Origin of the sequence: Bacillus sp. MM09(2025), from assembly GCF_050496725.1 — a bacterium.
Taxonomy (GTDB): Bacteria; Bacillota; Bacilli; order Bacillales; family Bacillaceae; genus Bacillus; species Bacillus pumilus.
In genome coordinates, this window is record NZ_JBNWEN010000004.1 from 2,403,489 (window position 1) to 2,429,471 (window position 25,983).

Annotated in this window: 20 protein-coding genes and 1 pseudogene; 16 read left to right on the forward strand and 5 right to left on the reverse strand. The window is 41.4% G+C overall.

What is annotated here, in order from left to right; translation table 11 throughout:
* The first annotated feature begins 102 nt into the window (after positions 1 to 102).
* Positions 103 to 963, forward strand: a complete 861-nt coding sequence (locus ACQYAC_RS18335) for an SDR family oxidoreductase (protein WP_429943839.1) — start codon at positions 103 to 105, stop codon at positions 961 to 963.
* A gap of 62 nt (positions 964 to 1,025) precedes the next feature.
* Here the strand turns inward: ACQYAC_RS18335 and ACQYAC_RS18340 are convergent, their stop codons facing one another.
* The gene (locus tag ACQYAC_RS18340; protein ID WP_003210924.1) at positions 1,026 to 1,256 is read right to left on the reverse strand and encodes an IDEAL domain-containing protein; all 231 of its coding nucleotides are present in this window, start codon (positions 1,254 to 1,256) and stop codon (positions 1,026 to 1,028) included.
* A gap of 289 nt (positions 1,257 to 1,545) precedes the next feature.
* Here ACQYAC_RS18340 and ACQYAC_RS18345 point away from each other — a divergent pair.
* From ACQYAC_RS18345 to ACQYAC_RS18355, 3 genes and pseudogenes are all read left to right on the forward strand, one after another.
* A pseudogene (locus ACQYAC_RS18345) lies at positions 1,546 to 2,114 on the forward strand (competence protein ComK).
* Positions 2,115 to 2,268: 154 nt separating this feature from the next.
* Positions 2,269 to 3,375, forward strand: a complete 1,107-nt coding sequence (locus ACQYAC_RS18350; protein ID WP_339165434.1) for a D-TA family PLP-dependent enzyme — start codon at positions 2,269 to 2,271, stop codon at positions 3,373 to 3,375.
* A gap of 317 nt (positions 3,376 to 3,692) precedes the next feature.
* On the forward strand, positions 3,693 to 4,175 hold the full coding sequence (locus ACQYAC_RS18355) for a hypothetical protein (protein WP_268466937.1): 483 nt from the start codon (positions 3,693 to 3,695) through the stop codon (positions 4,173 to 4,175).
* Between the two features lie 31 nt (positions 4,176 to 4,206).
* Here ACQYAC_RS18355 and ACQYAC_RS18360 read toward each other — a convergent pair whose 3' ends face one another.
* The gene (locus tag ACQYAC_RS18360; protein ID WP_429943840.1) at positions 4,207 to 5,646 is read right to left on the reverse strand and encodes a PLP-dependent aminotransferase family protein; all 1,440 of its coding nucleotides are present in this window, start codon (positions 5,644 to 5,646) and stop codon (positions 4,207 to 4,209) included.
* Positions 5,647 to 5,790: 144 nt separating this feature from the next.
* On the opposite strand from ACQYAC_RS18360, the gene ACQYAC_RS18365 reads away from it, so the two are divergent.
* The 3 genes from ACQYAC_RS18365 to ACQYAC_RS18375 all read left to right on the forward strand — a co-directional run bounded on the left by ACQYAC_RS18365 (position 5,791) and on the right by ACQYAC_RS18375 (position 8,518).
* Positions 5,791 to 6,957 carry an MFS transporter gene (locus ACQYAC_RS18365; protein WP_429943841.1) on the forward strand — a complete coding sequence of 389 codons (1,167 nt, stop codon included), beginning with the start codon at positions 5,791 to 5,793 and terminating at the stop codon, positions 6,955 to 6,957.
* A 64-nt stretch (positions 6,958 to 7,021) separates the two neighbouring features.
* Positions 7,022 to 7,297: a barstar family protein gene (locus tag ACQYAC_RS18370; protein ID WP_180309274.1), complete on the forward strand. Its 276-nt coding sequence runs from the start codon at positions 7,022 to 7,024 to the stop codon at positions 7,295 to 7,297.
* A 252-nt stretch (positions 7,298 to 7,549) separates the two neighbouring features.
* Entirely contained in the window at positions 7,550 to 8,518 is a 969-nt protein-coding gene (locus tag ACQYAC_RS18375; protein WP_429943842.1) for an LCP family protein, read from the forward strand.
* Between the two features lie 68 nt (positions 8,519 to 8,586).
* Here ACQYAC_RS18375 and ACQYAC_RS18380 read toward each other — a convergent pair whose 3' ends face one another.
* Positions 8,587 to 8,949, reverse strand: a complete 363-nt coding sequence (locus tag ACQYAC_RS18380) for a hypothetical protein (RefSeq protein ID WP_003210969.1) — start codon at positions 8,947 to 8,949, stop codon at positions 8,587 to 8,589.
* Between the two features lie 114 nt (positions 8,950 to 9,063).
* Here ACQYAC_RS18380 and ACQYAC_RS18385 point away from each other — a divergent pair, with 114 nt between their 5' ends.
* Positions 9,064 to 9,717 (forward strand): TVP38/TMEM64 family protein, encoded by a 654-nt coding sequence (locus tag ACQYAC_RS18385; protein WP_058014367.1) that lies wholly within the window; start codon positions 9,064 to 9,066, stop codon positions 9,715 to 9,717.
* Positions 9,717 to 10,229: a signal peptidase I gene (lepB, locus tag ACQYAC_RS18390; protein ID WP_268466941.1), complete on the forward strand. Its 513-nt coding sequence runs from the start codon at positions 9,717 to 9,719 to the stop codon at positions 10,227 to 10,229. Before ACQYAC_RS18385 ends, lepB begins: the two co-directional genes overlap by 1 nt.
* 35 nt (positions 10,230 to 10,264) lie before the next feature.
* Here the strand turns inward: lepB and ACQYAC_RS18395 are convergent, their stop codons facing one another.
* Positions 10,265 to 11,404 carry an AbrB family transcriptional regulator gene (locus ACQYAC_RS18395; protein WP_429943843.1) on the reverse strand — a complete coding sequence of 380 codons (1,140 nt, stop codon included), beginning with the start codon at positions 11,402 to 11,404 and terminating at the stop codon, positions 10,265 to 10,267.
* Between the two features lie 266 nt (positions 11,405 to 11,670).
* On the opposite strand from ACQYAC_RS18395, the gene ACQYAC_RS18400 reads away from it, so the two are divergent.
* From ACQYAC_RS18400 to ACQYAC_RS18410, 3 genes are read left to right on the forward strand one after another with little or no spacing between them, the layout of a single operon-like run.
* Positions 11,671 to 12,093, forward strand: a complete 423-nt coding sequence (locus tag ACQYAC_RS18400) for a BlaI/MecI/CopY family transcriptional regulator (RefSeq protein ID WP_058014365.1) — start codon at positions 11,671 to 11,673, stop codon at positions 12,091 to 12,093.
* Positions 12,086 to 12,925 carry a M56 family metallopeptidase gene (locus ACQYAC_RS18405; protein WP_429943844.1) on the forward strand — a complete coding sequence of 280 codons (840 nt, stop codon included), beginning with the start codon at positions 12,086 to 12,088 and terminating at the stop codon, positions 12,923 to 12,925. Before ACQYAC_RS18400 ends, ACQYAC_RS18405 begins: the two co-directional genes overlap by 8 nt.
* 56 nt (positions 12,926 to 12,981) lie before the next feature.
* Positions 12,982 to 13,392 carry a DoxX family protein gene (locus ACQYAC_RS18410; protein WP_058014363.1) on the forward strand — a complete coding sequence of 137 codons (411 nt, stop codon included), beginning with the start codon at positions 12,982 to 12,984 and terminating at the stop codon, positions 13,390 to 13,392.
* Between the two features lie 195 nt (positions 13,393 to 13,587).
* Here the strand turns inward: ACQYAC_RS18410 and ACQYAC_RS18415 are convergent, their stop codons facing one another.
* Entirely contained in the window at positions 13,588 to 14,034 is a 447-nt protein-coding gene (locus ACQYAC_RS18415) for a ferritin-like domain-containing protein (protein ID WP_429943845.1), read from the reverse strand.
* Between the two features lie 164 nt (positions 14,035 to 14,198).
* Between ACQYAC_RS18415 and addB the strand changes: the two genes are divergently transcribed.
* From addB to ACQYAC_RS18435, 4 genes are read left to right on the forward strand one after another with little or no spacing between them, the layout of a single operon-like run.
* On the forward strand, positions 14,199 to 17,708 hold the full coding sequence (gene addB / locus ACQYAC_RS18420) for a helicase-exonuclease AddAB subunit AddB (protein WP_429943846.1): 3,510 nt from the start codon (positions 14,199 to 14,201) through the stop codon (positions 17,706 to 17,708).
* Entirely contained in the window at positions 17,686 to 21,384 is a 3,699-nt protein-coding gene (gene addA / locus ACQYAC_RS18425) for a helicase-exonuclease AddAB subunit AddA (protein ID WP_429943847.1), read from the forward strand. The genes addB and addA overlap by 23 nt, the downstream gene beginning before the upstream one ends.
* 26 nt (positions 21,385 to 21,410) lie before the next feature.
* Complete coding sequence (gene sbcD / locus ACQYAC_RS18430; RefSeq protein WP_429943848.1) at positions 21,411 to 22,586, forward strand: exonuclease subunit SbcD; 1,176 nt, start codon at positions 21,411 to 21,413, stop codon at positions 22,584 to 22,586.
* Positions 22,583 to 25,978, forward strand: coding sequence for an AAA family ATPase (locus tag ACQYAC_RS18435; RefSeq protein WP_429943849.1), 3,396 nt, complete (start codon positions 22,583 to 22,585; stop codon positions 25,976 to 25,978). The genes sbcD and ACQYAC_RS18435 overlap by 4 nt, the downstream gene beginning before the upstream one ends.
* The last annotated feature ends 5 nt before the right edge of the window (positions 25,979 to 25,983 follow it).

Below are 25,983 nucleotides of genomic sequence, written 5' to 3' on the forward strand. Positions count from 1 at the left end.
CGATGAAGAAAAACATACATTCGAAAGGAAACTAGTTCGACATACATAAAAAAATAGCCAACACATAAAAATAAACAAGATAAAAGGAAGGAGTGGACAGACGTGTCAACAAAGCAGCCGAAGAAAACATTGCCGCCTCAGCATCAAAGTGAGCGCCCAGGTCTTGAATATAAAATGAATCCAAGACCTGTTTTTGATCGAGAGGTGCCGAATAAAAAATTAGCAGGGAAAACAGCCATAGTGACAGGTGGGGACAGCGGGATTGGAAGAGCAGTCTCGGTTTTATTTGCGAAGGAAGGCGCCAATGTCGCGATTGTTTACTTGAGTGAGCACCGCGATGCAGAGGAAACGAAGGACTATATTGAAAAGGCGGGAGGCCGCGCTATTTTAATTGCAGGTGATTTAGGAGATGAGGCGTTTTCAAATGAGGTCGTCAAAAAAACGAAGGATGCTTTCGGTTCCATTGATATTTTGGCGAACAATGCCGGGGAACAGCATCCGCAAAAAAGCATTGAACAGATTACCTCGCATCAGCTTCTTCGAACATTTCAAACGAATATTTTTGCCATGTTTTATTTAACAAAAGCGGTACTTCCTCACTTAAAGAAAGGAAGCAGTATCATAAATACCGCATCTGTCACAGCCTATAAAGGGCATGAAACCTTGATCGACTATTCAGCTACAAAAGGGGCAGTCGTGACATTTACGAGATCATTATCTTTATCGCTTATTAAACAGGGAATCAGAGTAAATGGGGTAGCCCCAGGGCCCATTTGGACACCACTCATTCCATCGACCTTTACGGAAAAGGAAGTCTCCGAATTTGGCGGAGATGTTCCAATGGAGCGGCCAGGTGAGCCAGTAGAGCTTGCGCCGAGCTATTTATTTTTAGCGAGCGAAGACTCCTCTTATATAAATGGACAAATTCTGCATGTAAATGGCGGAACCATTTTAAATGGATAAACAAAAAACTTGCGGTAAAGAGACGAGTTGCTGTCTCTTTGCCGCAAGTAAAATCATCATGATTAGTGTAAGCAGTGTTCTGCATATTGAGCTGACAGGTCGTTGAATCGCTTTTCATCACGCTGATCCAGTGCCTTATCAATCTCTTCTCTAAGGAAGGTTAAGCGCTGTTTATAAAGCGCCTCATCTAAAACCATTTGAATATAGATGTCTAAAATCGTCACGCCGTTTTCTTCGGTTTTTTGGGTGTTGCGGGACTTCATGAGCTCAGCATACGTTTTTTTCTCTTTCATAAAGAATCCCCCCGATGCCTTTTTTATAGTATATGGATTGGTGGAGAAAAAATCAACAAGAATTTATAATTTTTAGACAATTTATTTTTGAGCGGAATCGACACCTCTTATCCGATCGACACGATGTGATATAACTTTAAAAAAGGCTTTTCGATAGATCAAATGAACTAAATAACATGATAAAAAAATGATTTTTAATAAATTTTGAAAAAATCCTGTCGTTTCTTATATGTTGGTGATAGATTAATAGTATCTAAAATAACCAAAAATTAACACAGGAGGAAATGAAGTGTCAGGAATTAGTGAAACACCTTTAGATTCATACGTCATTAATCAAACAACAATGGCGGTCCTTCCAGTTGAAGAAGGAAAAAGAGTATATTCAAAAGTCATAGAAAGAGAGACAAGCTTTTACGTTGAATTAAAGCCCCTGCAAATTATTGAACGCAGCTGCAGATTCTTTGGCTCAAGCTATGCAGGCAGAAAAGCGGGAACATATGAAGTAACAGGAATATCTCATAAGCCTCCCATTGTGATTGACTCATCCATTTCTTCCCAACCTATTCATCCAACCGTCCTCAGTGCGGCTGGATCTCCCACAAATACATTCATACCTTCCAGGAATCATCCCTCGGAGACACGGTGGTCATCTTTACAAATGAGCAAACCGTCAAACTCGATGTCTCATATAAATCTTTTGAGAGTCAGGTACACAGAACAGCGTATCTCCGAACGAAATTTCAAGATCGCCTTGATGGTGGTCTTCCTAAAAAACAAGAATTTATGCTGTATCCAAAGGAACAACAGCTCAACCTTGTATACGATTTTATATTAAGGGAGCTACGGAACAGATATTAACTAAAACCAGCGGCAGTACAGCCGCTGGGCTCCTTATGTTATATCGTCTTCCTTTCTCGAAGAAAAAAACATTGATAATTGTATAATAAATTATATAATTTGAATATAATGTATAAAATTTTATATAATGAGCAGCAGAGAAGGGGATATGATGATGACTTATGATGAACTAGATACACCAGCGCTATTAATTGATAAACAGGTGATGATGGAGAATCTAGCTGCTATGCAGCAATATGCGGACCGTCAGCAAGTCAAACTGCGTCCTCATACGAAAACACATAAAACACCTGGTCTTGCGAAGGTGCAGGAGGAGATGGGCGCCTCTGGCTTAACTGTAGCGAAAGTAGGGGAAGCGGAAGTGATGGCAGCGCATGGGCTGACAGATATTTTTATCGCCAATCAAATTGTAGGTGAGACAAAGCTGAAGCGAATTCGAAAGCTGGCAGAGTCGATACACATTTCATTTGGAATAGATTGTGTAGAGCATGTGCATCAAATTGAAGAGGTTTTTCGAGGAGCAGAGAAAAAAGCGGAGGTTTTAATTGAGATAGAAGTTGGAGAAGAGAGGTCTGGTGTCATTGAAGAGAGTGATTTCTGTCAAATCTTGCAGGCGATAAAAACATGTGACTTTGTTCATTTAAAAGGGATTTTTTCTCATGATGGTCACACATACAAGGCGGAAAGTAAAGCGCATTGTCAGACATTATATGAAGACGCTGTGAATCGAACGCTTCGGTTTGCACAGATTGCAAAAGAAGCAGGCATGCTGCTAGAGGTGGTGAGCATAGGATCAACGCCGCCGTTCTTATTTCAATTTGATATTCCGAAGGGAGTCACCGAAATCAGACCTGGTACTTACATTTTCATGGATGCCTCTCAGTCCAATGTGATCGGCACTTTTTCATATTGCGCAGCAGCCGTCCTGACGACAGTCATTAGTAAGCCAACAAAGACTCGTGTCATTACAGATGTTGGAGCCAAAGGGCTCACGGCTCAAACCCGTACAAAAGGGCTGACACAAACAAAAGGACTAGGCAAAGTAAAAGGCTATGATGATGTATTTGTTTCCAGTGTATTTGATGAGCATGCCATCATTTATCACGAAGGCTTCCGTCAGACTGTCCAGATCGGTGAGAAGGTGCAAATCATTCCAAATCATATTTGTCCTGCTGTCAATCTCCATGAAAAAGCCTATCTCATCCAAGATGGTGAAGTAGTCGAAGAGCTTGAAATTGCTTGTAAAGGTAAACTTCAATAAATCAACAGGACAAAGCGACTTTGATGAGGCATCATCATGATGACACGAAAACATCCACCATGACCATGAATTTGTTGAAACCAAATCCATATATCCAGTCGTCTAAAGAGTGTATCGGTAGACTGTTCACCAAATAAATGACAGGGAAATGTGGATCCTTAGACGTATTTTCAAGCAATTCCTCATAAATCACAGAAGTGACACGAGCCGTCTGTTACAATAAAAGAAATCATTTCTTGTAAAGTGTTCGTATGTGGTAAAGGATCCTCCTATTTTGACCGATATGAACGAATGGGAATAGGAAATGGAGGCTCTGTATGAAAAAACAATCGCAATTGATTCTGCTGTTCACTTTGACAGTGACCTTACTAGCAGCCTGCCAGCAAGCAGGTCAATCGCCTTCAAAACAAGACACAAAAGAAGCTGCGTATGAACAATGGGTTCAGCGTTATATGGATGAGTTAAATGAAGCTTATGAGAACATGACCGACCAATTTATTTCAGATGGACAGGGAAAGATCCAAGTAAATAAAAAATTGAAAAAGGCGACGAAAGCCTTTGATCATGTGATTCAAAAGGGGCTTGCTCATCAAGAAGTTCCAGCCGCGTATCAAGAGGCAGATGAACAGTTAAAGACAGGTCTTCATTCATTTGAAAAAGGAATTGGTCAGGTGGAGCAGCTATTAAAGCGCCCAGATCAAGAAAAGCTGTTTATTTCCGCTACTCATCATCTGCAAGATGGATTGCAGAGGGCAACTGCATTTATTGAAGAAGTCGGCCGTATTCAGCAATCAACGTAAAAAAGCTTGGAAGGCGGACTTCCAAGCTTTTTTACATATAAAGTATTTGCTTTAAGCGGCGCACACCTTCTTGGATCATGTTTTCGTCCGTACAGGCGAAGCCTAGCAGTAATCCCTTTCGATTGCTCTCAAAACAATAAGGACTTAATGGATAAATGCCAATACCTGCTGCTTTTGCTGCCTCAATACTGCCTTTTTCGTCAAAGTCTGGTGCTCCTTCTAAAAAGACATGAAGACCCGTATCTGTTCCATAAATATGAAAGTGCTTGTCAAATTGTTGTGTTAAAAGGGCATCCATCATGGCAGCCTGTCTTTTTTTATATAGCTGTCTCATTCGCCTGACATATCTCGTGAAGTCTCCTTCTCTGAAAAAAGAGGCGAGTGTGATCTGTTCCATAATGGGCAGCTGTCTTTGAATGAGTGATTGCAAGGAAGCGATTTCTTTTATGACGGCTTTAGAGCCGATAATGGCAGCAAGGCGGATGCCGGGTGCCAGCACTTTGGAGAAGCTTAAGATATAAATCACATGGTCGGGTGCTTCTGAAAATAAGGAAGGAAGCGGTCCGCCATGATAACGATAATCTCCATCAAAATCATCCTCTAGTATATAAGACTGATGGCTGACAGCAAATTTTAGCAGCTGCTGCCTTCTGCTCACACTCATACATACACCGGTTGGACGCTGATGGGAGGGTGTCACTGCAATCAGCTTTGTTCTTCGTGGTAATGTATTCACCATCATTCCTTCTTCATCGACGGGCGCGGGATAAATGTTCATTTCACGATGCATAAATGAAAGCCTTGCTCCAGGAAAGCCTGGATCTTCAACAGCTACTGTATCGCCTTTTTTGAGTAATACCTGTGAAATCAAATCAATGGCTTGCTGCGTGCCTCCTGTTAATACGATTTGATCCTCTTCTACATCAATGCCTCGTTCTACAGATAAGTATTGGCGTATTTCTGAACGTACTTCCCATAAACCATGCGGGGAGGAATAGCCCCAATCTTTCATCTCTAATCGCTGTAATGCTTTCATGAGCGAGCGTTTCCATATGTTTTGGAAATGTTCGTCGATGGCTGGTTCCTGATGACGAAAATCAATATCAAGCTTTTCATGAAATTGATTGGCCGACAGCCAGTGGTTCATTTGTTTCTCCGCCTCTTGAAAGTGTGGTCTTACCGGAAGAGGAAAAGGAGGCTCACCTTGATGGGGGGCGGAGGCCGCATAGTGATCACTCGAAATGACCTTCGTACCGCCTCGTCTAGATGTGCTGACATAACCTCTTGCCAGCAGTTCATCATAAGCAAGTTGTATTGTTGATCTTGATACATTGAGCTCCTGTGCTAATACGCGTGTCGGTGTTAACTGATCATGAGGATTCAGTTTTTTGGAATGAATTTGTTGAATGATCCCAGTCACGATTTGCTGCCAGAGCGGGGTCGTACTTGAGCGGTCTAAATAAATATACATCGGACACCTTCTCTCATTGTCACATATAACATGATGATGACACGGAAATATGGAGTGGTCAATAGTATCATTTTTGGATATAGGAAGTAAGCCAAAATGTGTGTACACTGTTCTCATATGCTTATGACTAAAGGAGAGAGTGAAATGATCCCTGCATCTAAAGAAGACACTACACACCTATCTATCATTCCATTTACATTCGTTTTATTTGGTCTTTTTATGATTACAACCGCAGTAAATCTGCAGGTGCCCCTTTATACGTTGTATGCCGAACAAGCAGGGTACGGAAAAGCGGCGACAGCCCTTGTATTTGCAGCATATGTCTTCGGACTGATTCCAGTCTTGCTTTTTTTGGGGGGGATATCTGACCGGGCTGGACGTAAACCGGTTTTATTGGTCGCACTTAGTTTTTCATTATGTGCTACCTTATTGATGATCGTACATCCTACCATTCAGATGCTCTTTTTGGCCCGGCTGCTACAAGGGGTGGGGCTTGGCCTGAGTGTTGGCACATGCACCGCTTATTTGATTGCTTTATATCCAGAAAAGTCAAACTGGATTCCAACGTTTATTGCGTTATGCAGTTCGGTTGGCTTTGGGGGCGGTGCTCTTTTTACGGCACTTCTTTCTTTTCAGCATATGACGCTTGCGCCGCTTAGCTATTGGATTGTGCTGGGCTTTTTAATCCTAACGATTGTGGGTGTCTTCTTTTTCGTTCCGCCTGTACAAGGAGATTCAGGTAAACCGATGATGAACATGCCAACATTTCCAAAAGGAACAATGCCTGCGAATGCAGCGATTGCTGTCGCGTGGTCGGTGTGCGGCCTTGTGATTTCGGTTTTGCCAGCACAGCTTAAATTAAATGGATATGAATTATGGGTAGGGCCGGCACTATTTTTGATTAATATGGCAGGTGTCCTGATGCAGCCTTTTGTTCGCAAAATGAATAGCACAGCAGCGCTCCTCGCCGGATTTATTTGTCTTCCATGCGGATACGGCCTCTTGCTAATTGGAGCAAATAGCGGATCCATCATCCTTGTGCTTGCCGGAACGATGCTTGCGGGTACGGCCTGCTATGGATTTACTTATTTAGGTGGTCTTCAGCTGATTGTCGAGAGGGGAAAAAAGGAAGCAGCTAGAGCCGTTGCAGGGTTTTATTTATTTGCCTATTTAGGTCTGGGTCTTCCAAGTGTTTTTGTCGGATTTTTCGCTGATTTGTACGGAACCCAAATGGTGTTAACCGTCTTTTTCTTGGTCGTTTTGGCAACTTGTCTCATCCTTTTGATCTCAAGTGTCAAGAAACAAAAGTGAGGAGTCTTGCTTTCTCTTTTTCCTTCCATTCGTTTAAAATAAAGGCATGAGAGGGGAAGATGACATGAAAAAAGTGCAGCTGGACGGTGCATCGTGCAGGTCGCAAGAAGAGCTTCATGACCAACTAAAAACAGTTTTACACCTTCCTGACTACTACGGGAAAAATCTTGATGCCCTATGGGACTGTTTGACAGGAGAAGTAAATCTGCCAGTAGAGCTGACATGGGTGAATTTTGACACGAGCAAGGACGCTCTTGGCGAATATGCAGAAAACGTAAAGCAGTTATTTCAAGAAGCAGAAGAGGAATTGAAGGGACAATTTCAAGTGAGCATTCAATAATGGTGAAAAAGCAGCCGACATTAGAGGTTGCTTTTTTTCTGATTCTCACCTGCGATGATATGGATAGACAATGCTAACTACACGGAATCATTTAAAAAGAACACTACCAGCAGAAAAGCATGGGTTATCTGAGTTTTACAAGTTTTTAATCGTGGGTTCATAAAAATAAGTTGCGTGTAGGAAACTTTCATCAAAATATGTTATAGTGGAACCTACATTGATAGACTAAGATAGAGTGAGGGTTCGGAAAGGATGAAGGAAAAAACTAGAGCAAAAACAAGATCCAAAAGAAGGCTGAGACCTTGGGTGAAAGCAGTGCTGTTTATCATGGCTTTTGTCATGGTGATGGCAGTATCCGTCACAGGATATGCCTACTATAAAATTTCAAAAGCGTCAGATAAGGCGCAAGTGTCATTAGAAAGAGGAGAGACCTCGCAAAAGCGTGTAAAAGCTTTTGATCCAGGAAAGGACAGCTTCTCGGTGCTCTTGCTTGGAATTGACAGCCGTCCAGGTGAAACGGTAGACGAAGCACGAAGTGATGCGGTCTTACTGGCGGCGGTGAACCGGACAGAGAAAACCATCAAGCTCCTTAGTATTCCTCGTGATTCTTATGTTGATATACCAGGAAGAGGATATGATGAAATCGCCCACGCCCATGCGTTTGGAAGTGCAGATTTGTCAGTCAAAACGGTCGAAAATTTGCTGAACATCCCTGTAGACTATGTGATTTCAGGGAACTTTAAGGCGTTTCAAGACATTGTAGATGAGCTAAACGGAATTGACGTCACGATTGAAGATGAAGGTATCGCAAAACAAATGGAAAAGGACTCAAAAGGGAAAGTTCATGTGCAAACAGGAACACATACGTTAAATGGTGAAGAAGCATTAGCGTTTGTAAGAACGAGAAAGGCAGATAGTGACCTCATGCGCGGGAAGCGCCAAATGGAAGCACTTCAAGCCATCTTTGAAAAGTCTAAATCCATTTCTTCGATCCCATCCTATGACAATATCATTGATACACTTGGTGATAATGTTTCAACCAATCTGTCCATGAAGCAGTTTATCGGCCTTTTCCCGTTATTGAGCTCATTGAAATCAGTGGATACCATTCAGCTAAAGGGCCATGATTATCAGCCTGGGAATGTGTATTACTTTGAGTTAGATGGCGCTGGATTAGAAGAAGTAAGAACAGAGCTGAGAGAACAGCTTGAATTATCATAAAGAAGCATTAGCCTGCCGTTGTGGCAGGCTTTTTGCTTTGAATGGAGAAGCGCGACAATGAAGTAAATTCAATTCGCTTGATGAAGAAAATACCGAGTCAGCAGTTCCTCTACCCGGTGACGTATACGAGGATTAAAGTATTTATGTTTTTCTTCATAGCCATCCATGATAAATAGATACGTTGTAAATCCTTCATCGTGTTCAATTTGCTGTACCTTCATTTTTTCTTTACGTAAATGCTGCTTTAGTTCATAAAGTGCTTTCTGTGCTTCCTTTAAGGCGGAGGTCACTAGCTGAATGTATGGTTCATTTAGTTTAAATGTTTGATGTTGTTTTAAGTGAGTCAAATCACGATTGAGGATGGAGACGACCATTGGAAGAAAGATGGCCTGTTCCATCATCTGAAGCTGTATTCTTGATAGTCTCGTCATGTCCAAGCCTGCTTTCTTTCTTAATAGAACACACGTTCTTATTTATTATATCGAATGAGTCAAATAATCTCAAGGGGGGGATTCATTTGTATATTTTTATGTTTTCCATGTAAAATGAAAAGTAGACAAACCTTGAAGGAGTCAAACAAGTTGACATCATTTCTTTCCCTATTTACTCACGAAAATATCACATCATTTTTTGAGAGCTACAAGGCCTTTGGACCGATTGTGGCCATATTGCTCCCTTTAATAGAAGCATTTCTTCCGTTTTTACCACTCGTTGCGTTTGCTGTAGCAAATGCAAATGCATTCGGCCTGTGGGAAGGCTTTTTATTGACCTGGATTGGCGCAAGTGCAGGGTCTATTCTTGTCTTTTTGCTGATTAGAAAATTTGGACGAATGAGAATGCTCAACTTTATTAGCAGGCATCCTTCCATTAAAAAATTAATGCTTTGGGTGGAGAAGCGGGGATTTGGTCCATTATTTATTTTACTTTGCTTTCCTTTCACACCCTCTGCTGCCGTCAATGTTGTAGCAGGTTTATCAAGAATTAGCTTTTGGCAATTCTCATTAGCTACTTTATCTGGTAAGTGTGTCATGCTTTTTATCATTAGTTTTATTGGGTATGATCTCTCTGCTTTAGTTAAGAATCCGTTAAGAAGTGTTTTTGCGGTTCTAGTTATTGCAGTATTATGGTATGTTGGAAAGAGAGTAGAAAATAGGTTAAACATTCGAATGAGTAAACGTGAGGACAAAGGAGGCTCTTAATGAAAAAGAAGCCATTGCTATGGTTGATGATTATTACAGGCATCGTCTTATTGTTCCAAGTAAAGAATTTCATGTTTGTCACATACAAAGTAGAAGGGGTTAGTATGGACCCAACTTTTACAGATGGAACAGAATTATTAATCAATAAGTTCTCGCCAAAACTCACGAAAATTAGCCGGTTTGATTATGTATTATTTCACGGACCTAAAAATCAAATCTTGATCAAGCGTGTCATTGGACTCCCAGGAGAAACGATCAAGTATGAAGATGATCAGTTATTTGTCGATGGTGAAAAAAAGAAGGAACCTTATTTAAAAGAGCAGAAACAACATAAAATGGGGAACGTTCTAACAGGGGATTTTCAGCTGAAAGCCATCACAGGAGACGATAAAATTAAAAGCAATCATTACTTTGTGGTCGGAGATAACCGAATACATAGCTTCGACAGCCGGCATTTTGGCACCATTTCAAAGGATCAAGTTGTCGGTGTCAAAAGGAATACCAGCGAATAAAAAAAGGCGCTCTGCATATGCAAAGCGTCTCTTTTTTATTTTGCGGCTTTATAATCAGGCTGCCTTTTTGCCCATACATGATGTAAGAACCGGAAAAACGGTGGCAGCATTGCAATGACGAGAATAATTCTGACGACTTGTACAGCCACAACAAAGGTAGAATCCTCGTGCAGTGTGACTGCTGTTGTTGCCATCTCTGCAATACCGCCAGGCGAAAAAGCAAGAATGGCTGTAATGACAGAAATACCTGTGATCTCAGCGATGGCAATAGAGCTGAGGACAGTCGCAGCAATGAGTCCAGCTGAGCTGACGACAGCCACAATGAGAGTGTTTTTTAGCCCGACAAACATCTGTTTATTCATTTTTGAACCGATGGTTGCACCTAGAAATACTTGAGACACAATGTTCGCTTGTGCCGGCCAATAAGGAATCAAATCATAACCTATGAACGCACCCGCACCAACTTGAAGAGCTGCGACGCCTAGCATACTGCCGATCAGCCAAGGAGCAGGAAAATGAAGACGAACTGCTAGGCGTGACATGAGCCAGGCACCTAAAATAAGCGTAGCCGCCCAAGAGATGTTTGAAAGGGTGAAAACGCCCGAAGAAAAAGCGCTCCCTTGCGTAACTACAGCCGCATCCGCTTGGTTTTTTGTATTCAAATAAAACACTGTAAAGGGGATAGTGAGTACAACCATTAATACACGTATCGTTTGCACGAGACTCACAACAGCTGTATTGGCTCCCACCTCTTGGGCAATCCCCGGCATAGCGGATAAACCGCCGGGGGCAGTTCCAACAAAGCTTGTCAGCATATCGGTTTTGCTCAGCTTCCATAAGACAAAGCCTGAGAACATCGCCAGTAGAATAGAAAAGATGAGCATGAAACTCACAGGGAGCCAATTTTCAGCGAAAATGTGAAGGACCTTCATATTCATTTTCTGTCCGAGTTCGATTCCGAGAATGAATTGACCAAGGAGCAGCCATCTGCTGTGAATACGTAAGGTGCTGGTTCCTTTACGCTGAAACAGGGTGGGGCGGCGCATCGCAATAAAAGCTGCGGTGATTAATGTACCTACCATCCAGCCAATAGACATACCTGTTAAAGACAAAAGAAATCCACCTAAACCGCTTGTCGCAATGAGAATGAGATCGGTTCGAAGGCCTTGTTTCATTACATGTAAACCTTCTTCCTATATGTTTGTTCAGTAAGTGAAATGTTGTTAACTTCACTATAATACAAAAGTCTCTATAAATAAAATACGAATTTTTTCACCATTTACATAAGATTATCTTATCACTAAATGATTAGTACATTTTTATAAAGAAAGATATAATTTTTACCAAAAACAAAGTCAATATACAACGATTTTCCCCTATTTTTGTTATCAGTTGACTATCATTTTCAATTACACTACACTACTTAGTGTGAGGTGATAACATGAAAATTCCTTCTTTTAAATATAATGAAAAGGGATTGAATCGCTTTTTTGGTCCTTTAGAGGGGAGAATTATGGAGATCCTTTATGATGGTGAGGATATGCCGATTAAAGAGGTGCAGCAAAAGCTGTCAGATGAGAAGCCGATTAATTTCAACACAGTGATGACTGTGCTGAACCGCTTAACCGAAAAGGGAATTGTGGAGAAAAAAACAAAAGGGCGCTCATCTATTTATAATCCTATTTTAACAAAAGAAGAATTTCTAAATGAGCAAACAAAATGGATTACACAAGGATTGATGGACGATTTCGGTCCGCTGGCAGTGAATCATATGGTGGATGCAATTGAAAGTGCTGACCCTGAATTGCTCAAAGTGCTTGAAGCAAGGCTAGCGTCTAAAAAAGAGGAGCAGCAAAATGAATAAAATGAAGTCGAGTCTACTGTTTTTAGGCGGTGTATTGATTGGTCTAACGATTTTTTATCAGATGGGGTATTATGTGCTTTCAAGCTTTTTTGGCTGGAATCAAGCATATAATCTGATTCATGTATGCCAGTCTGTGCTCGAATTCTATGGATTCACTCCTTTAAAATACTTTCTGGATGCCTTAGTCCTTTCCACATTGGGTTTTGCGATTTTCTATATGGCACAGCAAATCAGAAAGTACATTCAATTCAAACGACATATGATGCTCGCAGTCGAACAACCGTCAACCGAATCTCTGTCAGAGAAATATCAAAACGATATCATTGTATTTCATTGTCATGAACCGCTTGCTTTTGCAATGGGGATGCTTCACCCAAAGGTTTATTTATCAACAGCTCTCATGGACATGCTGGATGAAGAAGAGATTGACGCTGTAGTTCATCATGAATTGCATCACAAATACAGCTATGATCCTTTGAAGGCTTTTATGTTCTCAATGCTCACAAAAGTCATTTGGTACATTCCAGTGTTAAAGCATATGAGACAAAGCTACTCTGTTTTTCGTGAAGTGATTGCAGATGACTATGCCATTCAGAAGACAGGCACTGAGCTTGGAGTAGGGCAGGCCCTTTTGAAACTGGTTAAAAAAAGAACCCAGTTTCAAAAACAAACAAAGTTTGCGGTGTCCTTTGGGGATCGGGCATTGAATTTAAGAATACAAAAAATCTTAAATCCAACTTACAATATTCCTTTTAATGTACCAATGATTCCAATCGTCACTTCAGCCATTCTGATGGTGATCTTGATGATAATGCTCAACCTTAATTACTAATTTTTTTACTTATTAACATTACATTGTGTAGTGTAAAAACAGGAGGAAATCACTATATGAAAACAAATCAAGAAATAGGAACACTTTTTGTACGCGTTATTTTAGGGATTATTTTCTTTTTACATGGGCTTCAGGCATATCAAGGAGGGCTGGGAGGTACAGCAGCATTCTTCGGGCAAATCGGTGTACCTGAATTTATGGCTTATATTGTGAAGACAATTGAGCTGGTCGGTGGTATCGCCTTGATTTTAGGTCTAGGAACTCGAGTTATCGCAGCATTATTTGTACCAATTATGGCAGTAGCAATTATCACTGTTGGTTTTTCTAGAGGATTTGTAGGTGGTTATGAATTTGAACTTTCGCTTCTCGTCATGGCGCTTTATTTAACTCTCAGCGGCAGTAAGCTGCTATCAATTGATGGGATTCTCAAGCATCAGCAGCAAAGCAATGAAGCAAAATTTCATTAAAAGATCATAAAAACTCCTTCTGCTCTTTGTGGCAGAGGAGTTTTTTTAATGATCGAATTCTCATTTTCTCGTTTGAAAATGAGGAAGGGATGGGAGGCTTTGCTACATTTAGCGCTTTCTTTGACAGTTTGAATGAACGAAATATCGATTTCATCTTTTGACGGAACATACGCTCTCCTATTAAAATAGGACTATCTATGATACATGGTGCGTTAAAAGATATAGAAACCATACAGCGTGCTGCTGCTCATCTTGAGCGATACGTTTCATTAGCTCTTTTGTTCCTTGATCTCGGACATAGTCTGATACGCTTAAGTAAAAATCAACCGTTTTTTGTTCATCTTTAAAGGCAAACAGAAGCCCTTCTCTGAATTGGTCTGGACAAGGTTCTGTTATGCTTGGTTTGTGATTTTTACCTGTTAAAGAATAATATAGCTTTGAAAATAGTTGATAGTGTCTGACTTCATCCTGACGTATTTCTTGAATGATCTTTTTTGCTTCAGGATTTTTTGCTTTTTGGGCAAGTTTTTCGTAGCACTGGATCGCAGAATATTCACCATTGATCGCCTTCTCAAGGTCTGAAATGATTCTTGTGTTTTGGCGCATGTCATAAGGCGAGTAGTCATAGTAACCGTAATACATGATATTGCCAGCCTCCTTTATGTTCATGATGGTTTATGATATGAAAAGAGTGAGGAAAGGTGCCTATGTTTTTTTCAGAAAGGAGAATGGGAACGTGATCGGAAAATAGCTATTTACCTTTATTTTCGCTAGAATATGAGTACATAAGAAAGGTGTTGTGGAACGTGGAGATTCAGTTTTTAGCAGGCAGATCGGGGAGTGGAAAAACGACTGCAATCTTAGAGGAAATCAAAGAACAGCTTCGGCTTGATCCGTTGGGTCCGCCAATCATTTTTTTAGTCCCGGATCAAATGACATTTTTAATGGAATATGAGCTTGCGAAAACGTCTGAAGCCGGTGGAATGATCAGAGCTAAAGTTTTTAGTTTTACTCGTCTTGCTTGGTCTATTTTACAGCAGACTGGTGGAGCGAACCGGCAATTTGTGACAAGCACAGGAATTCAAATGCTTTTAAGAAAAGTGATTGAAGAGCAGAAAGACAAGTTTAAAGTATTCAAAAAAGCCAGTGATAAGCCAGGGTTTGTGGAGCAAATCGAAAAAACGATGGCTGAATTCAAAAGATACTGTATGCTGCCTGAGGATATTGAGAAAATTTCAGTGGAGAGCATGCATTCAGAGTATACAGAAGAAAGACGGGCAGCCGAAAAATTGCATGATCTCCATGTTCTTTATCAGCAGATGGAGGAGCATTTACAAGATGAATATGTGCACTCAGAAGACTATTTGACTCTTCTTGCCCAGCAAATTCCTTCAGCTGAAGAAATAAAAGGAGCACACATTTATATCGATGGTTTTTATCAATTTACACCGCAGCAGCTTCTTGTCATTGAACAGCTCTTGCTCCATGCAGCAAAAATAACTGCGGCTTTCACAGTAGATCGATCCTATCATGATAGGCAGCCAAATGAACTTGATTTATTTCGTATGACAGGTAAAACGTATTTCCAGCTCTATCAGCTTGCTAAAGAGTGCGGAGCTGACATTTCTGAAACCATTTTTGAAAGAAATCATCGGCACCTTTATACACAAGATCTTGCTTATTTAGAACACCAATATGAGCAGCGGCCAGTACAGCCATATCAGGAAAACACCCCTCATCTCACAGTGTCTAAAAGTGCAAATAAACGAGCTGAAATTGAGGGAGTAGCGAGAGACATCCTTGATTTAGTGAGAGAAAAAGGACTCAGACTCCGAGATATCTCGATTGTAGCGAGGCATGTAGACGACTATAAAGATACGTTAAAAGAGGTTTTTCGAGATTACGACATTCCTTTTTTTATTGATGGAAATGAATCGATGCAGTATCATCCGCTCATTGAATTGATTCGTTCGAGCTTGGATGTCATAAAAGGAAATTGGCGGTATGAGGCGGTATTTCGCTGCGTGAAAACAGAGTTCTTATTTCCGCTTGAAATCACTAAGAACAAAGCGAGAGAGCAGGCAGATCAGCTCGAAAACTATTGTATTGCTTATGGTGTGAAAGGAAAGCGCTGGACAAATGGTTCCCGGTTTCATTACAGGCGCTTCCAATCATTAGATGAGGATTTCAGGCAAACAGATCAAGAAATCGAAATGGAACAAATGCTAAATGATGTAAAAGAATGGATCACGCCCCCGCTTTACCAGTTGCAGAAAAGACTTAAAAAAGCGCAAAAAGTAAGGGACATGGTAGAGGCTGTCTATGTCTTTTTAGAAGAGATACAAGTACCCGACAAGCTTGAAAAAGCGAGGCTTGAGGCTGAAGAAGCAGGTCGATTAGCTGAAGCAATGCAGCACGGGCAAGTATGGGATGCTGTGATTCAATTAATGGATGAATTTGTTGACATGCTAGGTGACGAAGAGCTCTCATTTCCTTTATTCCAACAGATGATAGATACAGGATTAGCTTCTCTAAAATTCGCTTTGATTCCGCCTTCACTCGATCAAGTATTTATCGGAAGTATGGATTTATCCAGAATGTATCAAGTGAAGTGTACGTTTATCATTGGTGTAAACGATGGCGTTATTCCCGCACGCCCCTCTGATGAGAGTGTATTGTCTGAGGATGATCGAGAATGGTTAAAACGAGCAGGAGCAGAGCTGGCAGAGACAGGAAAAGAACGGCTGCTAGATGAGCAATTTTTAATTTACCAAGCGTTATCAAGTCCATCCCATCATTTGTATCTATCCTATGCGGCTTCTGATGCAGAAGGACGTTCTTTATTGCCTTCAACACTCATCAAGTATTGCCAAGAGCTTATGCCAAATCATCAGCAGGCTCTTTATGTATTAGATCCAGAACAGCTGGAAGACAATGAGCAATTAAAATTTGTAGCGAATGAGCATGTTTCGTTGTCGTATACTGTCTCACAGCTGCAGCAATGGCTCAATCAATATCCCATTAGCGGTGTATGGTGGAGTGTCTATAACTACTTAATGACATCTCCTAATCGGGATGTATCAAAAAACATCATGTCAAGTTTGTTCTTTACAAATCGAGCGAAGCCTTTAAAGCCAAATGTCACAAAAGAGCTTTACGGTGATCATATTCAGGGCAGTGTTTCAAGAATGGAGAAATTCAATGCGTGTGCATTTTCTCACTTTGCTTCCCACGGTTTAAAACTTAAGGATCGACAATTTTACAAATTGGAAGCACCCGATATCGGCCAGCTGTTTCACTCGGCTTTGAAGCATATTTCAGATACGCTAGTTGAACAAAAAAAGGATTGGAAAAACCTAACGAAGGAAGATTGTGTCACCTATTCAAGACATGCAATCGAACAGCTTGCTCCGCGTCTTCAAAAGGAAATCCTATTAAGCTCTAATCGGCATGCTTATATTAAAGAAAAGCTCCAGAAAATCTTAATTCGGGTCTCTTCTATATTAAGTGAACATGCCAAAGTGAGTGGATTTTCTCCAGTAGGGCTTGAGTTAGGTTTCGGGGGGCAGGGACCTTTGCCGCCGTTTACTTTTCAATTAAAGAATGGCTGCACGATGGAACTTATCGGAAGAATTGACAGGGTAGATAAAGCAGAAGGTTCAAAAGGGCTGCTTTTAAGAATCGTCGATTACAAATCCAGTGAGAAAGGTCTTGACCTAGCAGAAGTATACTATGGTCTTGCCTTGCAAATGCTCACATACTTAGACCTAACCATTACGTATTCGAAAGAGTGGCTCGGCGTAGAAGCAACGCCTGCTGGCATTTTATATTTCCATATTCATGATCCGCTCATTCAAGCACCAATTCCGCTTGCAGAAGATGAAATTGAGCAGGAAATATTCAAGAAATTTAAAATGAAGGGTTTATTGCTTGAAGATGTGGAAGCAGTAAAGCTAATGGATCAAACGCTTGATTCAGGTAGATCGCAAGTCATTCAAGCTGGCTTGAAAAAGGATGGGTCTTTCCGTTCTGATTCGGCAGTTTTAAGTGAAGATCATTTCCATATACTCACACAACACGTTCGGCGCACATTTGAAGAAGCAGGCGAAAGAATTACAAATGGAGAGGTCGCAATTAATCCATATAAATTAAAGGATCAAACCCCTTGCCGCTTCTGTTCATTCAAATCTATTTGCCAATTCGATGAATCAATAGAAGATAATGATTTTAGAGTGCTCACCTCTGAAAAGGACGATGTTGTGATAGATCGGATCAAAAAAGAAGGGGATCAGTATGCAAATACCAAAACCGAATAACAGTACGTGGACGGATGACCAGTGGGAAGCCATCGTTTCAGAAGGACAAGATATCTTGGTTGCGGCGGCGGCAGGGTCGGGTAAAACAGCTGTTTTGGTTGAACGCCTGATTCGAAAAATGACCCGGCCTGAACTTCCAGTTGATGTGGACCGTCTGCTTGTTGTAACTTTCACAAATGCTTCTGCGGCAGAGATGAAGCATCGAATCACAGAAGCACTTGAAAAAGAATTAGCCAAAAACCCTGGGTCTCTTCATATGAGAAGGCAGCTGTCCCTCATGAATCGAGCCAATATTTCAACCTTGCACTCCTTTTGCTTGCAGGTTTTGCGCACCTTTTACTATGAAATTGATCTTGATCCAGGCTTTCGTTTGGCCGATCAAACAGAAGGAGAACTATTAGGAGATGAAGTGTTAGATGAACTGTTTGAGGATGAATATAAGGCTGGAAAGCCATCATTCTTTGAACTGGTTGACCGTTACACGTCTGACCGTCACGACTTAGATTTGCAATGGCTCGTGAAGAGAATTTATGAGTTTTCAAGATCTCATCCATCCCCGGAGCAATGGATGCGGGCATTTCTTTCACTTTATGATGTAGATGCTCAAACAAAAGTAGAAGAATTACCGTTTTATCCATATATCAAAGAAGATCTTTCTCTCGTTCTCCGGAGCTGTCAGGAACTGCTTGAACGAGCTCTTTCGCTATCAAAAGAGCCGGGTGGCCCAGCACCGAGAGCAGAGAATTTTATAGATGATTTAGAGCAAGTCAATGAATTAATCCGTCATCAAGATGATTTTGAGAAACTTTATGAGCTTTTGCCGAACGTCAATTTTAAAAGGCTCAAAACGTGCAAAGGAGACGAATATGACCCTGCTTTATTAGAAAAAGCCACAGATGCACGTAATCAAGCGAAAAAACAATTAGAAAAACTAAAAGATGAATACTTCATGCGCAGTCCTGCCCAGCATTTAAAAAGCTTAGCTGAAATGAAGCCAGTTGTGGAGACGCTTGTAGAGCTTGTGATCCAATTTGGTGAGCGTTTTGAAAGAGCGAAGCAGGAAAAGTCAATTGTCGACTTTTCGGATTTAGAGCACTATTGCTTACGCATTTTAGCGGAGCAGGATGCAGAAGGACATTTGATTGAAACAGAAGCTGCCAAGTACTATCAACAGCAGTTTGAAGAAGTGCTCGTTGATGAATATCAGGATACAAACCTTGTACAAGAAACCATTTTAAAGCTTGTATCTAAAGGAGAACATTCTGCAGAGGGCAATCTGTTTATGGTTGGTGATGTAAAGCAGTCTATTTATCGTTTTAGGCTGGCAGAGCCTATGCTCTTTTTAAACAAATATAAACACTTTCAACCAGACGGCAAAGAAACAGGGAAGAGAATCGATTTAAATAAAAACTTCCGCAGCCGTTCAGATGTTTTAGATAGTACGAACTTTTTGTTCAAGCAGCTGATGGGGGAAACAGTTGGAGAAATTGAATATGATGAACAAGCTGAATTAAAGCTTGGAGCGAGTTATCCAGAAAGCAAAGATACAACGACAGAAATGCTTCTTGTCCACTTAGATCAGCAGGAAGCAGAAACCGGCGAAGAGCGAGAAGAGCTCGAGACCGTCCAATTTGAAGCGAGAATCATTGCTAAAAAAATAAAAGAATTAGTGGAGCAGCCATTTCAAGTGTACGATGCAAAGCAGCAAATGACCCGTAACTTACAGTATCGTGACATTGTCATTTTGCTTCGGTCTATGCCGTGGGCTCCGCAAATGATGGAGGAATTAAAGAAGCAGGGAATCCCCGTATATGCGAATCTTTCCTCTGGTTATTTTGAAGCAACAGAGGTGTCTGTCATTCTTTCTTTGTTAAAAGTCATCGATAATCCATATCAGGATATCCCGCTTGCTGCTGTTTTAAGATCACCTCTTGTTCATTTAGATGAAAATGAATTGGCTCTGATTCGAACAAGTGATAAAAAAGGCACGTATTATGATGCTGTAAAGGCATTTATGAGTGTGACGCATTCTGATCACCCTACATGCAAAAAGCTAGAGCGATTTTTCCAATTCCTGCGCAAGTGGCGTGATTTTTCTATCAATCATTCGGTGGCAGAATTAATTTGGGAAGTCTACCGTGACACGCAGTATCTTGATTATGTTGGCGGGATGCCTGGAGGTAAGCAGCGGCAGGCGAATCTTCGTGCCCTTTATGACAGGGCCAAGCAATATGAAAAAGCTGCCTTTAGAGGGCTATTCCGATTCCTTCGTTTTATTGAAAGAATGCAGGAGCGTGGGGATGATCTTGGTGCGGCAAAAACGTTCAGTGAAACAGAGGACGTTGTGCGTATGATGACGATTCACAGCAGTAAAGGGTTAGAATTTCCAGTCGTCTTTACCGCAGGACTCGGCAGAAACTTTAATATGATGGACTTAAACCAGTCCTATTTACTTGATAAAGAACTAGGGTTTGGAAGCAAGTACATCCATCCTGAACTGAGAATTAGTTATGCGACATTACCGCTTGTGGCGATGAAAAAAAAGATGAGAAAAGAGTTATTATCTGAAGAGCTGAGAGTCCTATATGTGGCACTCACAAGGGCTAAAGAAAAATTATTTCTGGTCGGCTCTGTCAAAAATCAGGTGAAAGCATTAAGTAAATGGCAAAATGCCGCAACCGGAGAAGAGTGGCTGCTCCCTGATTTTGAACGGTATCAATCAAAAACATACTTAGATTTCATTGGACCTGCCCTCATCCGTCATCAAGCGATGGCATCTGTTTTAGAAGAAGCAGGAGATGTTGTTCTTTCACATCCGTCTACATTCACTATCTCATTTACGCAAGCTTCTGATCTTTTAAAGGAAGATATGTCACTTGAAAAGAAGGAGCAAGACGAGATTGTACAAGCATTGATGGATGGTCTGCCTGTTGAAGGATATGGTGATGCTGATGAGAAGGTGGCAGAGAGGCTCTCATGGAAATATCCGTATCTAGCGGCCTCGCAAGTCGGCACAAAGCAGTCTGTTTCCGAGATAAAAAGAATGAAAGAAATACAGGATGAGTACAGTGTTCCTTCTTCTATTCGAAAAGCTCGTGCAACATTGTATGACCGGCCGGCTTTCATGAAGAAAAAAACACTCACTGCCGCAGAGCAAGGCACCGCAATGCATACAGTGATGCAGCATATCCCGCTTCCTTCAGAGGAGCCTTATGATGAATCACGGATAGGACACTTGCTCGAATCTTTACAGCAGCGAGATTTGCTAACAGATGAGCAGATTCAGTCAATTAATCAAGAAGGAATTGCATCTTTCTTCTCTACTTCAATTGGCCAAAAACTGCTAAAAGCGGACTGGGTGAAACGAGAGGTGTCTTTTAGTATGGTGTTACCTGTTAAAGAGGTATACCGTCATATAGATACTGAGGGAGAGCCTGTTCTGATTCAAGGAATGATTGACTGTTTATTTGAAACAGATGGAAAGCTATATTTACTAGATTATAAAACTGATAGAGTACAAGGCAGATATACAGTTGACGCTACTGAATCGATCTTGAAAAAGCGTTATGAAACCCAAATAGCATTATATGCAAAAGCTGTAGAGCGTTTGACAAACAGAACATTAGAGGAGAAAATTCTTTATTTCTTCGATGGGAATTTAGAAATCTCTTTATAAATGTATCGAAATGAGAGGTGAATCACATGAGGATTCTGCATACAGCGGATTGGCATTTAGGGAAAACCCTTGAAGGTCGAAGCCGGCTCGATGAGCAAGCACTGTTTTTAGATGAGCTGTATCAAATCGTGAAAGACGAACACATTGATGTCATTGTGATGGCCGGTGATGCCTTTGATACAGTGAATCCGCCTGCTAGAGCAGAGCAGCTTTTTTATGAAAGTCTATCTGCTTTATCTGATAAAGGAAAACGCCAGGTAGTGGTCATTTCAGGCAACCACGATAATCCGGATCGCTTATCAGCCGCATCGCCTTTAACAAATGATCAAGGGATTCATTTAATTGGATATCCGACAAATGACATCATCCGTGTCGATGTTTCTTCTGCGGATGAACGTTTATCCATTGCAGCACTCGCTTATCCGTCTGAGGCGAGGCTAAATGAGGTGCTGGCTGAAACATTCGAAGAGAAATTGCTTCGTGATCATTACAATTTAAAGATTCAACAAGCGTTTCAACATTTAAGTACTCAATTTCAACCGGATACGGTCAATATCGCAACAAGCCACATTTATGTGGCAGGAGGAAGTCAAACAGATTCAGAAAGACCGATTGAAGTAGGCGGCGCATATACCGTTGCGGCTGAAAGCCTGCCAGAATCCGCTTGCTATGTTGCACTTGGTCATTTGCACAGGCCGCAAACGATCAAACGTGCCAAAACGATTGCTCGTTATTCTGGATCACCTCTTGCTTATAGCTTTTCTGAATCAGGCTATGCCAAATCAGTCACAATTGTGGAGGCAAAACCGAATGAAAAAGCGAGCTGGAAAGAAGTGTTTTTATCAAGCGGAAAACCACTTATGAAATGGAAGGCGACTGAGGGACTGAGTCAAGTGTACGAGTGGCTGGATGAAAAACGGGATCTTCAGGCATGGATTGATCTAGAGATTCATTTAACAGATCAGCTCTCTATTGAAGAGATTCATCAACTCCGAAAGCAGCATAGTGGGTTTGTTCACATTCGTCCAAAATTCAAAGAACTACAGCAAATAGAAGAGCAAAAGCAAGTGGAAAAACTCTCGATCGAAGAGAGATTCGTGAAGTTTTATGAGCGCCAGACAGGTGGCGGTCTGCCTGATGAAAAAACAGTCAAACTGTTTTTAGAGCTAGCCAATGATATGCAAGAGGAGGAAGCGACTTGAAGCCGATTACGCTGACCATTAAAGGACTTCATAGCTTCAGAGAAGAACAAACAATTGACTTTAGCTCATTATGTGATGCGGGTGTGTTTGGCATATTTGGACCGACAGGAAGTGGAAAGTCGTCCATATTAGACGCCATGACCCTAGCACTCTATGGCAAAGTGGAGCGTGCGTTAAATAATACACATGGTATTTTGAACCAAGCGGAAGAAAAGCTGTCGGTTTCCTTTACATTTGCTTTGCAAAAGGAACACCATATTTCTTATAAAGTCGAACGTGCTTTCAAACGAGCGGATGAAATGAAAGTCAGAACGACTTTATGCCGCCTTATTGAAATCGGTGATACGCAGACAGTTCTCGCAGATAAAGCGAGTGAGGTGAATCGTAAAGTAGAAGAACTACTCGGATTAACCATTGATGATTTTACCCGTGCGGTCGTCTTACCTCAAGGGAAGTTTGCAGAATTTCTCTCCTTAAAAGGGGCAGACAGACGTCAAATGCTTCAGCGATTGTTTAACTTGGAGAAATATGGGGATCAGCTCGTCAAGCGATTGCGTGCAAAGGCTCAAAAGCATTATGGACAAAAAAATGAACTGCTGGCTGAACTGAATGGTTTAGGAGAAGCTGGCCCAGAGGCGCTGGCAAAAGCAAAGGAAGCAGCAGAGCAGGCAAAGGCTATTTTTCGTGAGAAAAAACAAGCGCGGGACGAAGCATTCACTGCTTTTACAAAGGCGCAAACGATCTGGCAGTATCAAAAGGAACAAGAAGCTTACGAGACTGAACAAAACAAGCTGAATTTACTGGCACCATCAATAGAAGAGAAAAGGGCGAAGCTCCATATCGCAGAGCAGGCAGAGACGCTAAAGCCCTATGCGGATGCATTGACAAAGGCTGAAAAACAGCTTTCTCAAGCATCGAAAGAGAAGCAGGAAGCAGAAAAGCAGCTGCTGCATCAACGAACGATCTATGATCAAATGGCGCGGGAGTATGAGCAAGACCGGCAAAAGAAAATAGAGACAGAGCCAGACCTTCTCCAAAAGAAAGAGCAGCTGATCCAGCTAAAAGAAATTGAACGTAAAAAAGAGGCAGCTCTTCAGGAAAAGACGGGCATAGAGCACCAAAAAAATGAAAAAGCGCAGCAGCTCCTCCAAAAGAAGAAAGAAGCGGAGAATCTCCAATCTCTATTGGAGCGTGCACTAACGAAACAAACACAGCTGAAGAATGAGCTGGAGCAGTTACAAGTTTCAGTGAAAGAACGCAAAAGTGTACAGGATGCTTTACGTTTAAGTGAAAATGTTGAAAGAATAAACCTTAGCATTCAAAAGGAAAAGCAAAAGCTGGAGGAGTTCAACAAGCGAGCCTCACAGACTTCAGAAGCATACGAAAGGCTTCAAAAGCAGCAAAACGACCATCATGAAAAAATAGACCAATCGTTTCAAGCAATTGAACACCTCTATTTTTATGTATGTGAACTCGAACGAGCTCTGACAGAATGGAGTCAAAAAGAACAACAACAGAAACTCGAAAAATTAAAGCAGCGAGATGCTGTAAGAGCGGCAGAATTAAGAAAAGAATTAGCAGCAGAGCTAGTAGATGGTGAGCCATGCCCGGTTTGTGGGTCGATTCATCATGATCCAAAGGCTTTGCAATCCAATGACCATGAAGAAACCGTGGCACAAGTCGATGAAGTCATTCAACGGATGGACAAAGAGCTCAAGCAGGCAGAGGATTATGGAAGAGACATGTATGCCGCAAAGCAGCTTCTCGAAACGCATGCCAATCAATTAGTGAAGCAATTCGCTTTCTTATCTCAGAAAGCCCCTGGAGCGGAAGTCGCTGCAGCAGTAGAAACGGTACAAAATTCGCAGTCTTTGCAGGATCTGATGCAAGAATGGAAAGGCATAAAGCAAGATATTCAAGAAGTTGAACAGAAACGAGCTCGTTTAATGGATGAAACGCATGATCAATCAGCAGAGATGAGCAAAATGAAAGAGCAAATGACTTTTGAACAGCAGCGCATTGAAGAATTAGAAGTGCTGATCAAAGAGCTTCATGCTGAGCTTTCAGAGCAAACGACTCAATTTGAACAGACCTTCCCGCATCTTACATTGAATCATGTACAAGAAATGCAAAAGCAAATCGATGAAAAGGACCAACAAGCGGAAGGCTATAAAGAACGAATTGAGAAAAGTATTTCGTTTTTGGAAGAAAAACAGCTAGCAAAAGAGCAGCTGCAGACAGTGATATACAATGTCGAGAAAGAACTTGATAAACTAGCGCATCAGTTAGAAAGTCATCAGCAGCTTATCCAACAATATGAAATAGATTTAGGCCGATATTCATTAAAAGCTGCCTCTATTTCTGATGAACTTATAGAGGTTGAACACACCCTTTCTCTTCTTAATGAAAAAGAGCAGCAATCGTACAAGCAATTGCAGCACGCGCAGCAGTTGTTTAGTGAGGCGCAAAGTCATTTTTCAAGCAGTGAGCGTCAGCTTCAAGAGGCGAACAAGCGAAAACAAGAAACAGCAGCAGCTTGGGAAACAGCAGCAGAATCTTCTCCTTTTCATATGCCGCAGGAAATTGAGTCTGTTTCAATGGAACAGGCAGTACGTCAATCGGTCAAACAAGAAATTGAGGAATTTGAGGATAAAAGAAAGGAATGTGCCGCAAACTTAAAGCGAATTTCTGAATTATTGAAAGAAGAGTCTCTGGATGAAAAGCAGTGGACGGACATTCAGCACAGAAAAGAGGCAGCTGAAAAAGCATTGGAAGAAGCGACTGCAATGAGTGGGTCCGCATATGAACACCTGCGTGTGATGGAAGAGAATCATCAGCGCTTTGCAAGTATTCACGAACGATTGGAAGCACTGCAGCAAGAAATTGACCGCCTTGATAAACTGCAAACTGTTTTTAAAGGAAATACGTTTGTTGAATTTTTAGCAGAAGAACAGCTGGAAAGTGTCAGTCGTGATGCATCCGCCCGCTTAGGTATGTTGACGAGACAAAGATATGCGATTGAGGTCGACTCAGAAGGCGGCTTTGTTATGCGTGATGATGCAAATGGCGGTGTTAGGCGTCCCGTGTCCAGTTTGTCCGGCGGGGAAACCTTCTTGACATCACTGGCTCTTGCCCTTGCTCTTTCTGCACAAATTCAGCTGAGAGGTGAATTCCCGCTGCAATTCTTTTTCCTTGATGAAGGATTCGGTACGCTCGATCAAGACTTGCTTGATACGGTCATTACCGCATTAGAAAAGCTTCAGTCTCACAATTTAGCAGTTGGTGTTATTAGCCACGTGGAAGAATTGAAAATGAGGCTACCGAAGAAACTGATTGTCCATCCAGCAGATCCAAGCGGGAAAGGAACAACGGTCTCAATGGAATTAATGTAAATGTT